Source organism: Alteromonas sp. RW2A1 (genome assembly GCF_001886475.1).
Classification (GTDB): domain Bacteria; phylum Pseudomonadota; class Gammaproteobacteria; order Enterobacterales; family Alteromonadaceae; genus Alteromonas; species Alteromonas hispanica.
The window spans coordinates 957,490-971,375 of sequence record NZ_CP018031.1 but is presented as its reverse complement, the minus strand read 5'-3'; the positions used below and the strand labels follow the sequence as shown (position 1 = coordinate 971,375).

The window sequence follows — 13,886 nt, the reverse complement described above, 5'->3', positions numbered from 1 at the left end:
GGTCTCAGGTTGATAACTATGAACTGATAATCAAAATTGACGCCAATATGTAAGACTTTGTTTTTGTTAAATTTTAAAAAGCGAAGGCATGCTAAAAACCGCAACAATTAGTAACTATCACAACTTATTAGTATTTTTCATTTATATTATTGTGCAGTAATAGAAGTCATTTTGACGATCAACCGCTGCGCAAAACTCTAGTTTTAAGGTATTAATCACTCAATTATGAGCAACAACATCAACCAACTTATTATTCTTTGCCATAAAATGTACGAAGATGGAAAAATACCTACTGTTGGAATTCTTCGTTCTAAAGCGCCTTTCAAAACATCCGTTACTGAAGCAATCGAGGCTATTAAGCGGTTTAACGCCAGCAAGCCAAGTACGAGCAATGTTGAGACAAAGTCAAATTCATCTGCTGAAAATGAGCGAGTATCCCTTGCAAACCGTGTCGATATTCTTGAACAAGAAGTAAGTGAACTGAAGACTGCGCTAGCTCGGATATTGCAGGCGCGCTAGCTCAATTATTACAAGAAAAGGGATAACTCTAATACCGGGCTTTATTTCAGACTTTATATTCAGCTATTATGAGTTTTGCGGTGGTGCGGGCTTTAATACGCTCAGAAACTCGGCTAATGAGGGCGCTAAAATTTCTTTTGGTTCCTGACCTACTTGTTCAAGCGCTACCTCACCGGTGCTATTGATAACAGTTAAAATAAAATCGTCTTCATCAGTCAGACCAAAGAACAAGGTAGGCTGCTGCGACAAACGTTGCTTCATCAATAAATGACCGATAAGGTTTTGCTGTAGCCGCTCAAAATCGTCTTCGTTCCACACCTGCAGCAATTCACATTTCCCCTGAGGCGCCTGGGCTATGAGGTTATTGCTAAAATAACGCGTAAAATAATTGCAGTAAGCCTCATCCAATTCGAGTTCGAGCGCCGCTGCTACATTATCAAAGGATACCGATACACTTTGTCGAACAGGCCTCCATTGAACGAGTTGCCCTTGACTTGCTTCGCTCTGGTAACAAGACGACGGCCAATCTTTATCGAAAGGAACAGCGAGACCACATTCGTTGGCATTTTCTACATAAGATGATACAAAATTGTCGAGTTCTTCAGACATTGAAAGAGCCATAATTCAATTACCTTCGTATTTTTGAGTTACACTATACGTAAAGATGGCTAAGTCAACTGTTAGCCCCGATATACCCATTAAAGTCCTAGAGTTTTTATGCCAACAGACAGCAAGCAAGAAAAAATTACGATATCCGCACCAGACAATTTATCTCTGGGCAAAACAGTAGACTACGAGTTTGAATACAATCCTGAGTTGTTGCAGGGAGTGCCTCGTAGTTTAAGTAGAGACACATTATCTCTTACTTCATCAACGCTTCCATTTGAAGGCATTGATACTTGGACTGGTTATGAGTTGTCTTGGCTTAATGCAAAAGGCAAACCGCAAGTTGCTATACTTGAATGCATGGTTCCAATCAGCTCAATGAACCTAATTGAATCAAAGTCATTTAAGCTGTATTTAAACAGTTTTAACCAAACTAAATTTGATAATAGCGATGATGTAAAACAGGTTCTTGTAAAAGATTTATCCGCCTGTGCCGGAGAACAAGTGGAAGTGAACCTGATTTTACCCAGTGCATTTGAGGACCTGAAATTTCGTGAGTTTAAAGGCACATTGCTAGATGATCTGGATATTGAAGTTGATAACTATGAACCTGACTCGAGCTATCTGCGCACTTCTATATCCACCGAAAAGCCGCAAGAAATTAGCGAAACCCTTGTATCTCACTTACTCAAGTCAAACTGTTTAATAACCAGCCAACCCGATTGGGCAAGCATTCAAATTAGGTACGAGGGAGCGCCAATAGATCATGAAGGTTTGCTTCGCTATCTCATAAGTTTTAGGCAGCACAATGAGTTTCACGAACAATGCGTCGAGCGCATTTATACCGACATCTACACGCAATGCAAACCAAAAAAACTCACTGTTTGTGCTCGATACACTCGAAGAGGCGGGTTAGACATTAACCCATTTCGCACCAATTTCGAGGCCCCCTATCCAAACGATAGGCAGGCTCGACAATAATCCTGTTATCGATGCCATACGGCCCTTAATAATCATAATTATCCCGTAACAAAAAAGAAGACGGTACACATGAAAGATAAACAGCTGCAGGCAATTAAAAAAAATAATGCACTTCTTTGCCAATTTATTGTGAAACTGTCCTCTTTCTACGAAGGCTTTTCAGATAGAGTTGATGGTGAGCTTCAAACCCTGAGAGGCCATCTCTCTGGAACACCCAATTTTAGCCTGGCGACAGTGAGTATTGGAAAGTTAAATACAGCCTTACAAAACCAGGATATTAGTCTTCGTAAATACAGTTTAGAGACTGTTTCATCTATAGAAGACGCAATGAAGCAGCTGCAGAAGATTGTGTTTGATGATGAAGACTTACGCAGGCTGGCTACACAAGAACTGATAAAGTTAAATCAGCCTGTGTCAGATATTTTTAGCATATATCGATTGTACGCCAGGGCCCTTCAGCTTCACCGTGTTGCATTAAACAAACAAGTAAAAGGGATTTTAAGCGAATCTAGCGCATGTTCTGAAACCAGTACGCCTGAAGAGAGCAAAGGCTCAATGGATGGCAGCAGTGAACGCAACATATCTGACAGTAAGCGTGGCAGTTCACACTTCTACCGTTCCATTTTTATAGAACTTAATCAGTTAGTTACTTCATATACTCAAAAAAAACCCAACGATAAACAGTTACTAGATATTAAGCATAGGCTCGATGAGGGCATGGCTGATGAGCAATTACTAGAAAGCTGCATTGTTATTCTTCGCATGATTGTACAAGATGCGATGACTGAAGCCAGTCTCACCGGTAAAGTTATTCAAGGCTTACACACTTCTTTAAGTAAGATAGGTGATGACGTTAACAAAAGCATTGCGGGGAGCCAGGCGCAATTTGAACAGCGTAATGAAAATAACGCAAAGCTTAAGTCTTACATTGACAATATTGAAGATGCCGTCTCAACAAGTGATTCATTTGATGCATTGAAAACGCAAACTCAATCTTGCGTTAAAGCATTATCTAAAACGCTAAGCGCAAGCCAAATAAGTGATAACGACGGTCAGGCGGCGTTAATCTCTTTGCTTTCATCAATGCAAGAACGAATTGATACTCTTCAGCAGCAAACAAACTCTTACCGTCGAAAATTGGCCGAGCAAGTAATACAAAGTAAAACCGATGCGCTTACTCGCCTACCCAATCGCCAAGCTTACAATGAAGAGCTTGAAAAAGCTTACCAGCTGTATAACGCAAACGGTGGAGAGCTCTCAATAGCCGTTATTGACATCGACTTCTTTAAATCTATCAACGATAAGTTTGGCCACTCTGCAGGTGACAAAACTCTGCAACTTGTAAGCCGAGTATTTAAACGCCATATAAAAGGTAATGAATTTTTAGCTAGGTGGGGAGGTGAAGAGTTTGTCATCCTTCTTCCCGATATTAATGAAGATAAGTTACGCCAGAGGTTAGAGCTTATTAGAAGTGACTTAGAGAATATGCAACTCAAGTTCAAGCAAGAGAGAGTTGTGATCACCGCATCGCTTGGCGGCACCTGCTTCATGGCAAAAGACAGCATTGATTCAGCGTTTGACAGGGCAGACAGACATCTTTACCAAGCCAAACACAACGGTCGTAATCAAGTTATTACCGACGTAAATGCCGATAAATAGGATGTAACGTGATAAAAAAAGTACAGCTAAACCCTTTAGGTTGGATGAGTCAGCTTTCACAAGCTGAGGTAGCACGCTTACAAGACGCTTCAGACAGCGAATTATTCTCCATGTTTCGAAATTGCTCACTAGCAGTGCTCAATAGTGGCGTAGATGAAGACAATTTTGAGACGTTATTTGCCCCTTATGAAAATTTCGACATTAAACTGATTCGCCGAGAGCGAGGGGTAAAAATAGAACTCATCAATCCCCCTGAAGTGGCATTTGTTGATGACAAATTGGTAAAAGGTGTGCACGAGCATCTATTTGCTGTACTTCGTGATCTGCTTTACATGGGAGATAAATACGATCTCTTGCATGAGCATGCTCCCTCAGACGGTGCTCAAATTACAGATATGGTATTTGACATGCTGCGCCATGCCAAAGCGCTTGAGGGGAATGACAATGTGAATACTATCGTGTGCTGGGGCGGCCACTCTATTAACCAAACGGAATACAAATACACTAAAGAAGTTGGCTATCAGCTTGGCTTAAGAGATATGGATATTTGCACCGGTTGTGGCCCTGGCGCGATGAAGGGACCAATGAAAGGTGCCGCCATTGGACATGCAAAACAAAGGAACAAAACCGGGAGATATATCGGTATATCTGAGCCCAGCATTATTGCCGCAGAGCCTCCCAACGCCATTGTTAATGAGCTCATCATTATGCCGGATATTGAGAAGCGCCTAGAGGCATTCGTCAGACTTGCCCATGGTATTGTCATTTTCCCCGGGGGCGTGGGTACAGCCGAAGAGTTGCTTTATTTACTGGGCATATTGATGAACGAGAGAAACGATCAGCAGCCAATACCCGTTATATTGACGGGCCCCGCCGGGAGTGAGGAATATTTTGAGGCAGTAGATAAATTTATTGCCGACACCTTGGGCAAAGAGGCTCAGAAGAAGTATCAAATTATAGTCAATGACCCAGAAGAGGTTGCCAGAGCTCTATGCAGCGGCCTTGAAAAAGTAAAAAGGTATCGCGGTGCTATGGGTGATGCTTTTAGTTTTAACTGGTCTTTAAAAATAGAGCGCGACTTTCAGCAGCCGTTTATTCCCACCCACAAAAGTATGTCCTCACTACAGCTGGATCATAATCAGGAGGGTAGCGATTTAGCCTCTAACTTGAGAAAAGCCTTTTCAGGTATTGTGGCAGGTAACGTGAAAGCTGAGGGCATAAAGCAGATTAAAAAACACGGGCCATTCGAGATAACCGGTGACAAAGCGCTAATGAGCAATATTGATGTGCTGCTAGAGTCTTTCGTAAAACAGCACAGAATGAAATTACCAGGCAGCGCTTATGAACCGTGCTACGTGGTTAAACAAAAGTAGCTTAAATAAAAAGATTTAAATAAAGTGACATTAGTAAGCTGGGTAAAATGTACTGCGTAAGAATCTGCCAACATTGCAACATACCGCAATATTGCTGTCGGCATTTTTACCGATAGAGTGCAGAAATTTATTCAAAGTAGAAGTTTTACAAGCGTGCTCTATCATTCAATTATGCTTAGGGTGCGTAGCAACTATAATCACTTATTATTCCTACGCATTTTAAGGTAGACTAAAACAAATAACAGAAATTGGGCTGCAGAAACTGAGGTTTTGCTAATTTTTATAACCAAGCGAACTCAATGCATTTTTCCCAAGGCTTATCAGATTAATATATTAAGAGACGAGAAGTAACGGTTATGAACACCAAAGTTATTCGGCTTATCTTTGCTGGCGTTGGACTTTACGCACTGTTTGTTTTTATGATCATTGCATTTTATCCCGACAAGCCCGAGAACATGGATTGGAAAGATCGAGAGGAATACAATCGTGTTCAAATTACTAAGTTAAAACTAGGCAGCACTCGCGAAGAAGTACTAGCACTTCTCGGCTCACCAGATCTTACAGAGGCCAAACGCCAAGGCGTTAATGCTATTCAAGTTATGTTTTTTAGAACTCAACATGTTCGCGCAGATGGCTTAACCACCCAAGATGAATGCACACCGCTACTTTTCGAAAACGACAAACTAATAGCGTGGGGAGATGGTGCCTATTCTAGCTATCAAGAAAGCTAGCATATAATGGCAGAGGCCAGCATACCAACCCCGCTTTCCAATTTATTGACCGCCCCAGATAGCGATGAAAGCGCTGAAGAAAAAGTTAATTTATGGCTGAAAAATGCAAAAGGTATTGTTGCCTTAGTTAATGAAGAGCCAGCCGTTGCTATTGCGACAATATCCATAAGTAGCACGTTACCATTCCAATTAAGTCACCTAATAAGTACTGCGATATTTGGCAAACTCAATCATTTTAACGATCATTATTTACAGCACATTATTGCGGCAGTTTATGCAACAAATTATCTTGCTAACACAAAAGCTCAAACTAGCTGTAAAAAAGCTATCACTCAATTTTTACGCTCAAAAGGGTTACTGCTGTGGCTTGACATAGTTCGTCTTCAGCGAGTTTTATTTACCACAAAAAGCAGCCATGCTCTCAGTCATATTAAGCTTAACAGTGCCCAGCGTTTATGTGTGCTTGCTAGTGTAGTAAGCAGTTGCAAGCAAGAACATCGCTCTGCGGTATTTTTGAGATGCATTCGGCTTATTCCGACACATCAGCGGAATTTAGTTAAGCCACTTATTGAACTGTTCGAGCGCCCCTTACCAGGAGCAAAAGTGTATGCCAACGGCATGCCGGCCACAGTTATAGATATAAAGCAGGGTCATAGCTATGTTTATATCCCAACCGCTAAAAATACAAAGGAAAAAAGAGACGCCCAAGTTAAAAACAGCAGTTCTAAAATCAGCGAGCCTCAAAATGCTTGGATAAAAAATGCATCAATTCGTGCGCCTTTTGAACAGCATATTGAGCTTGATGAGTTTATTGCTGTTTACTATAAAACCGCAGCGGATAGAGTTGCGACAGGAGGGCAAGGCTTTTTCCCTTCGACATATGGAATTCAGAAACCTCCGACACCTTTGTTACACATTATTGATGAACTGCAAAAAAGGGACATCGACATACCATCGCTTTGCGAAAAAATCGAGCGAGTGCCTTCTTTCAATAACTTTTTAGTTTATACGGCCAGCCAAGATAATCGCCTTAAACTACCAGTTAAGAGTATCAAACAAGCAGTACTCACTTATGGCACTGAGCGCGTGGGAGATATGCTTATTCAATTTGCTTTGATGGAACGGCTAACGCAGCACAAATATCCTCTTGTAGAAACATGTAAGCATTTCACCTTATTGGCGAGCGCATTTGCTAGTAAACTTTCATCGCTAACAAAAACAAAGTTTTCGCCACAATCTGCAGCGCTGACCATGACATTTGTATGCTCGCCACTTTTTACGCAGCCAGAACTAAAAGTGATGACCAGATTACAAATTCGAGAAACGGCGAAGTTCTCCATTAACACCACATTTAAAATAGCCTCCTCATCCACATGGCTTTCTATAGCGGGAGAACTGTCGGGAAACTGGCATCAGAGCTCTACTTGGCGTGCTTTGTTGCATCACTGCAATAAGACAAATGACAAAGTACCTAAATCATTAAGAAAGGAGCACGCCATAATATTGTCTGCGTTTTATCTTGCTAAAACCTGCCTTTTTAACGACTACAACGCGCTCAACGGCGTTGATAAAGAAATTGCCCCTTGGTTGTCTGTGCTTTCGCTTTCACCTTCAGATTTATCACGAATTATTGATGAACATCGGGAGCAATTTTACTGCCCTCTTCCCCACTGAAGATTCTAATTATGAACTTATAACTCACGCTCTTTATACAACAATGCTGTCTTACGCCATGGAGCGACAATAGTTATTACTCACACCGCTTAATTTATATTTACGAATGGCTATAACTTACGCCCTGTATCGTATAAAATACGCGAACTTTTGCACTGCTCAACATAAATAATCCCTACGTTTTTCAGTTTAATAATAGGCAGGCAAGCGATGGCGTGTTGTGCCAGCAGCAATAAAGCAGTGCAATAAAAACCTAACGATTTAGACAACAGAATTACCAGAGGATCTCTCATCATGACTCAGCAACACATTACCGTCATCCGCGGTGACGGCATTGGCCCAGACATCATAGATGCAACCACAAAAATTTTAGATAAAGTTGGCTGTGACTTCGTTTACGAGTATGCCGACGCAGGTTTAGTTGCATTAGAAGAGCATGGCGAGTTGTTACCACAAGAGACACTCGATCTTATCGCAAAAAATAAAGTGGCACTTAAAGGCCCTTTGACTACCCCAGTAGGCGAGGGATTTACTTCTATTAACGTTAGCCTTCGCAAACAGTTTAAGCTGTATGCAAACCTTCGCCCTGTTATTTCTTTTAAGGGCACCAAGGCACGCTATGAAGATATCGACATCATTACAGTACGTGAAAACACCCAAGGCATGTACTCTGGTCTTGGACAAGTGGTATCTGAAGACGGCAACGAAGCAGAAGCTATGAGTAAGATAACTCGCGAAGGTGCAGAGAAAATTGTTACTTTCGCCTACGAACTTGCTCGCCGTGAAGGTAGAAAGAAAGTAACTGCTGTTCATAAAGCAAACATCCTAAAATCGACATCTGGTCTGTTCCTTAAAGTAGCGCGCGAAGTTGGCGAGCGTTACCCTGACATTGAGTCGGCTGAAATGATTGTAGACAACTGCTGTATGCAGCTTGTAATGAACCCTCACCAATTCGACGTAATCGTAACGACCAACCTATTTGGCGACATTCTTTCTGACCTATGTGCAGGTCTCGTTGGCGGATTAGGTATGGCCCCAGGCGCGAATATTGGCGAAGACTGCGCTATTTTTGAGGCAGTTCATGGTTCGGCACCTGATATTGCAGGAAAAAATCTTGCAAACCCAACGTCAGTCATCTTGGCCGCTGCGCAAATGCTTGAGTACTTAAATATGAGTGACAAAGCTGAAAAAATTCGCACGGCGCTTAAAGACGTTATTGAAAGTGGCGACCGCACTACTCGCGACCTTGGCGGTGAAGCCGGTACTATTGAATTTACAGACGCTTTAATCGAGCGCCTATAAATTCTCACTGAATTAAAAATAGCGGGCATTGCCCGCTATTTTTTTACCCGTCACCACCTCCTCGTTTTAAGAAGGCAGTAAAACTGTACTAAAACTGGACTACCCCTCTGTCATTAATCTCGTAACATTCGTTGTTGTACACACAGCGTACAAAAGATATGCAAATGGTGCATATCGCTAAAAACAAGGAATGATGATGAAAAAACAACTCTCAAGCTTAATATTACTCGCCGCAATTGCTTTACAAACACCTTTAGCACAGGCAGAAGTCGCTAAAACTGATCCGGTTTCTTCTACAAGTAGCGTTTCAATAGGCAACAAAATAGATTTAAACCTCGCGACTTTAGCAGAACTGCAAACCCTGCCTGGTGTAGGCATATCAAAAGCGAAGGCGATTATTAGCTATCGTGAGCAGGTAGGGCCTTTTTTGGAAGTGGCGCAACTGACTGAAGTCAAAGGGATTGGTAGTAAGATGCTAGCGAAGATAAATGATTTAGTTGTGGTTAAATGAGACGTTTCGTTGACATAAAAAATGCGCCTTTTCATGGGCGCATTTTTATGTTTTAGAATCCAACTACTTTATTGTAGCTAAAAACTCTTTGAACTCTTCGCCTAATGAAGGGTGACGCAATGCGTACTCCACATTAGCCTTCATGTAGCCAAGTTTACTTCCGCAGTCGTGGCTTTTGCCTTTCATGTAGTAAGCATCAACCTGCTCTAAATTCATAAGGGCATCGATAGCATCGGTAAGCTGCACTTCCCCACCTGCACCAGGAGGGGTAAATTCGAGTAGATCCCAAATTTTCTCCGATAGCACATAACGACCCACAACAGCTAAATCTGATGGAGCTTCATCTAGAGGTGGTTTTTCTACCATTTTGTGAATCTTAGCAGATTCACCTTGAGTAATAGCTGCCCCATCAAGGTCTGCAATACCAAACTTAGATACATCTTCCTGCGCTACTTGCTCTACCATAACCTGACTAACTCTGCTCGTATTAAACTTAGCAACCATGTCGGCAAGATTGTCTTTTTTCGGATTGCAGGCAGCATCATCAATAATAACGTCAGGTAACACAACGGCGAAAGGCGCATCACCAATAAGGGGGCGAGCACACAAGACAGCATGCCCAAGACCGTTTGCTACGCCTTGACGGATGTGCATTATTGTTACGTCTTTGGGACAGATAGATTGAACTTCTTCAAGCAACTGTCTCTTAACCCGTGCTTCCAATGTAGCCTCAAGTTCGAAAGAGGTATCAAAGTGGTTTTCTATACTGTTCTTACTCGCGTGGGTAACAAGAATAATCTCTTTTAGCCCTGCAGCGACACATTCACTCACAACATATTGAATAAGTGGCTTATCTACAACGGGTAGCATTTCCTTTGGGATTGCTTTTGTTGCTGGAAGCATCCGCGTTCCTAGTCCTGCTACCGGAATAACAGCTTTTTTTACCTGGCTCATAGTCTCTATCCTTTTGTTCAAATTCCTCGACGCAATCGCTGCAAGTCCGTTTAGCGGATTTGCGTTTCGAAAAAATGCGTGCACTTTTCGAAACAATGCAATCGATGTTCCAATTAACTAACTTTGCGCATAGATGACCTTTCTACGAGCAAAGCTTTAAATTCTGTCTCTTTTAAGCACCATATTGGGGTTGTAATGGTATAACACGCACCAAGATGGTGAAAGGTAATATACTTACGTCTTTCCAGTAAACACTGACTTTTTTAACCTTTAATGATGACCGCCAAAAAATCTTAAAGTATTTTTAAAACTTTGAGCAAAAAGCGTAGCCCGACAATTCAAGCATATTACCTCGCTTACGATAAATGATTTTTCAGTAAGCTTGCTCAAAACTTGGTCGGTTGACACCTAAGCTTAGTTCTTTATACGCATAATCTTGTGTCTTATGCCTAGCTCTAGTATAAGAAGTTATCCGTATTCGGACCATTATCAAAGAGCCAACCGACAGAGAGCTCTACAATAACAACCATAAGCAATGTGGAATTAAAAAATAATTATGAAACCATCTATTGATACAAGCTTTTTTGGTCATCCAGGGGGCCTGAGAACGCTATTCTTCACTGAAATGTGGGAACGCATGAGTTACTACGGTATGCGTGCTCTGCTCGTACTATTTATGACCGCAAGTCTTCAAACCCAGGGGCTTGGGTTCACCGTAGCGACAGCAGGTGCTATTTATGGCTTATATACCGGTGCCGTTTACTTTCTTGGATTACCCGGTGGTTGGTTAGCTGACAGACTTATCGGCGGTAAGCAAGCTGTATGGTACGGCGGCCTAATTATCTTTGCAGGGCATGTTGTACTTGCTATTGATTTACAGAACCTATTCTTCGTTGGTCTTATCTTAGTGGCATCAGGTACTGGGCTATTAAAGCCTAATATTTCTGCCATGGTTGGGCAGCAATATGGTGAAAACGATGGTCGTCGCGACAGTGGCTATGCCCTTTATTATATGGGTATTAACATCGGTTCTTTAATTGCCTATCTCGTTACCGGTTATCTTCAAGAAAACTGGGGATGGCACTACGCCTTCGGTGCTGCCGCCGTAGGTATGGCGATTGGCCTTATTCAATATTATTTCTCAAATCGCACACTTTCTGCAGAATCAGTTGCACCTGCAAATGCCTATCAAGGCGTAGCGAGAAAGCGCGCTTGGACAGGCGTGCTTGTGGTTGTTGCAGCTGCCATTGCTGTAATCATTATGGCTCATATGGGAACTATAATTATTGAGCCCGTTGCCCTTGCACAAAAAGTCGCAATATTTTTCACCGCTATATTCTTTTTATACTTCGGCTTTATTTATTTTAAAGGTGAACTATCAGAGAACGAAAAAAGACGCATGTGGGCTCTTTTCCTTGTTTGTGTTGCCTCAGCGTGCTTTTGGTCTGGTTTTGAACAAGCAGGCTCTTCGCTTAATTTATTTGCCCAAAATTATACCGATCGTGTGTTGAGTGATGGTTCGTTCCTTACCTCTTGGTTTGGTATGTCTGCCATACCTACGGTTTGGTTCCAGCTATCAAATTCATTATTTATCATCATACTATCGCCATTTTTTGCCGCGCTTTGGATCAACCTTGCCAAGCGTATGATTGACCCGTCTTACACCATCAAATGTGCCGTGGGTATCATTATTATGGCTTCAGGCTTCTTAGTTATGTTTATGGCATCGCAGTATGCAGCACAAGGTCTCAAAGTAGCGCCTATGTGGTTGGTAACAACCTACTTTCTACATACAGTAGGCGAGCTATGCTTAAGCCCCGTGGCATTAAGCGCGGTAAGCAAGCTCTCGCCTAAGCGATTTGCAGGACAAATGATGGGTGTATTCGTACTTACCTATTCAATTGGTAACATCATTGCGGGTCTTCTTTCTGGTAATTTCGATCCGGAAAATGTCCAAGAAATGCCTAACCTCTACTTACAAATCGCCTTGTTTAGCATTGCAGTAGGGATTGTCATTGCGCTTCTAAGCGTTAAGTCACGCTTTTGGGAGAAAGCGGGCATTGAAAATAAAGCCGAAGTTTAAGACTAGGCTTGGTTTTGGTTACATAACCTTAGGTTAGCAGAACTTTGGGTTAAAACAGTTTTATGCTAACGCTGTTTTAACTACCTAAAGATTGCCCTACAATAACCGCCGTAACAGTTGTGTTTCGGCGGTTTTTTATTGAAAGTAAATTTTTACTGAGAGTACGTAATGACGTTTTATTTTTCTACACGCAACATCCCAGCATTGAAAGGTTTACCTTTAGCTGAACGAGCACGTTTGCTCGAGCAAGCCTCTAAGCGACTTTCTGTTCCTGAAAAAACACTGCTCAATGTTCTAAAATTACTCGTCATAGTACCGGTATTTGCATTTATCCTTCAAACAGCAACAAATTGGACGTCGCTACTGTGGGCATTTGTGGTATTTTTATTTTATCCACTGGTCATAAAACCTATACAGTATTCCTTATGTGCTAAATACATAGCGCAACCTTCAAACAAGGAGAATGAATGAAAACCATCTTAGTCACGGGCGGTGCAGGTTACATTGGTAGCCACACCGTTTTACAGTTGCTCGAACAAGATTATTCTGTTGTTGTACTCGACAACCTGTGTAACGCCAGCCCCGAGTCACTTAGACGTGTTGAGGGGCTTACCGGGAAGTCAGTAACTTTCGTGCAAGGCGATATTCGCGACACAGCAGTTTTAGATGATATTTTCAGCGAGCACAGTATTTTTGCCGTCATACACTTTGCTGGTTTAAAGGCTGTTGGAGAGTCTGTAGCCAAACCACTGTCTTATTATGAAAATAATGTTTATGGCACGCTCACTTTGTGTAAAGCCATGCAAAAACATGGTGTTAAGAATATAGTATTTAGTTCTTCTGCTACCGTATACGGAGATCCCGCTTCTTTGCCTCTAAGCGAGCATATGTCCACAGGGCATCCAACTAACCCCTACGGTATGTCAAAACTTATGGTTGAGCACATGCTCAGCGACCTGTATAGCTCAGATAACGAATGGAATATCGTATTACTGCGCTACTTCAACCCCGTAGGTGCGCACAAATCAGGGCAGATTGGAGAGGATCCTAATGGTATTCCTAACAATTTAATGCCTTACATATCGCAAGTAGCAACGGGCAAACTTCAGCAGTTAAGCGTGTTCGGCGATGACTATGACACCAAAGATGGCACCGGTGTGAGAGATTATATCCATGTTGTTGATTTGGCCAATGGTCATTTAAAAGCTCTTGACCGCTTATCGCTAAACATGGGCTTAGATAAATACAATTTAGGTACAGGCCAGGGTTATTCAGTGCTTGAAATGATAGCCGCCTTTGAAAAAGGGTCTGGTAAAACCGTTTCTTACAAAATTGCACCAAGACGCAGCGGAGATGTTGCCGCGTGCTATGCAGACCCTACTAAAGCTGCCAAAGAGCTTAACTGGCACGCTGAAAAAGGATTAGAAGATATGTGTGCCGATACATGGAATTGGCAGTCTCAAAACCCCATGGGTTATCCTAAGGACTGAGTT

Annotated in this window: 13 protein-coding genes; 11 read left to right on the top strand and 2 right to left on the bottom strand. The window is 42.0% G+C overall.

From position 1 onward, the window contains the following. The first annotated feature begins 225 nt into the window (after nt 1-225). A complete protein-coding gene (locus BM528_RS04360; protein ID WP_071978829.1) occupies nt 226-519 on the top strand; it encodes a hypothetical protein in 294 nt (97 codons plus the stop codon). 66 nt (nt 520-585) lie between these two features. Here BM528_RS04360 and syd read toward each other — a convergent pair whose 3' ends face one another. Beyond that, the gene (gene syd / locus BM528_RS04355) at nt 586-1,140 is read right to left on the bottom strand and encodes a SecY-interacting protein (RefSeq protein ID WP_071978828.1); all 555 of its coding nucleotides are present in this window, start codon (nt 1,138-1,140) and stop codon (nt 586-588) included. A 96-nt stretch (nt 1,141-1,236) separates the two neighbouring features. Between syd and queF the strand changes: the two genes are divergently transcribed. The 7 genes from queF (at nt 1,237) to BM528_RS04315 (ending at nt 9,356) form a co-directional block, all read left to right on the top strand. Continuing rightward, nucleotides 1,237-2,106, top strand: coding sequence for an NADPH-dependent 7-cyano-7-deazaguanine reductase QueF (gene queF, locus BM528_RS04350; protein WP_071978827.1), 870 nt, complete (start codon nt 1,237-1,239; stop codon nt 2,104-2,106). 69 nt (nt 2,107-2,175) lie between these two features. Then, on the top strand, nt 2,176-3,765 hold the full coding sequence (locus BM528_RS04345; RefSeq protein ID WP_071978826.1) for a GGDEF domain-containing protein: 1,590 nt from the start codon (nt 2,176-2,178) through the stop codon (nt 3,763-3,765). A gap of 11 nt (nt 3,766-3,776) precedes the next feature. Beyond that, nucleotides 3,777-5,138: a nucleotide 5'-monophosphate nucleosidase PpnN gene (gene ppnN, locus BM528_RS04340; RefSeq protein WP_071981154.1), complete on the top strand. Its 1,362-nt coding sequence runs from the start codon at nt 3,777-3,779 to the stop codon at nt 5,136-5,138. A 356-nt stretch (nt 5,139-5,494) separates the two neighbouring features. Beyond that, complete coding sequence (locus BM528_RS04335) at nt 5,495-5,869, top strand: DUF3192 domain-containing protein (RefSeq protein ID WP_071978825.1); 375 nt, start codon at nt 5,495-5,497, stop codon at nt 5,867-5,869. A gap of 6 nt (nt 5,870-5,875) precedes the next feature. Further along, on the top strand, nt 5,876-7,543 hold the full coding sequence (locus tag BM528_RS04330; protein ID WP_071978824.1) for a hypothetical protein: 1,668 nt from the start codon (nt 5,876-5,878) through the stop codon (nt 7,541-7,543). Nucleotides 7,544-7,837: 294 nt separating this feature from the next. Then, a complete protein-coding gene (locus tag BM528_RS04320) occupies nt 7,838-8,845 on the top strand; it encodes an isocitrate dehydrogenase (protein ID WP_071978822.1) in 1,008 nt (335 codons plus the stop codon). A gap of 196 nt (nt 8,846-9,041) precedes the next feature. Continuing rightward, on the top strand, nt 9,042-9,356 hold the full coding sequence (locus BM528_RS04315) for a ComEA family DNA-binding protein (RefSeq protein ID WP_071978821.1): 315 nt from the start codon (nt 9,042-9,044) through the stop codon (nt 9,354-9,356). A 63-nt stretch (nt 9,357-9,419) separates the two neighbouring features. Here BM528_RS04315 and galU read toward each other — a convergent pair whose 3' ends face one another. Further along, nucleotides 9,420-10,310 carry a UTP--glucose-1-phosphate uridylyltransferase GalU gene (gene galU / locus BM528_RS04310; protein ID WP_071978820.1) on the bottom strand — a complete coding sequence of 297 codons (891 nt, stop codon included), beginning with the start codon at nt 10,308-10,310 and terminating at the stop codon, nt 9,420-9,422. A gap of 556 nt (nt 10,311-10,866) precedes the next feature. On the opposite strand from galU, the gene BM528_RS04305 reads away from it, so the two are divergent. The 3 genes from BM528_RS04305 to galE all read left to right on the top strand — a co-directional run bounded on the left by BM528_RS04305 (nt 10,867) and on the right by galE (nt 13,883). Then, complete coding sequence (locus BM528_RS04305) at nt 10,867-12,393, top strand: peptide MFS transporter (RefSeq protein ID WP_071978819.1); 1,527 nt, start codon at nt 10,867-10,869, stop codon at nt 12,391-12,393. A gap of 168 nt (nt 12,394-12,561) precedes the next feature. Further along, entirely contained in the window at nt 12,562-12,864 is a 303-nt protein-coding gene (locus tag BM528_RS04300) for a DUF6170 family protein (RefSeq protein ID WP_071978818.1), read from the top strand. Beyond that, entirely contained in the window at nt 12,861-13,883 is a 1,023-nt protein-coding gene (gene galE / locus BM528_RS04295; RefSeq protein ID WP_071978817.1) for a UDP-glucose 4-epimerase GalE, read from the top strand. The genes BM528_RS04300 and galE overlap by 4 nt, the downstream gene beginning before the upstream one ends. The last annotated feature ends 3 nt before the right edge of the window (nt 13,884-13,886 follow it).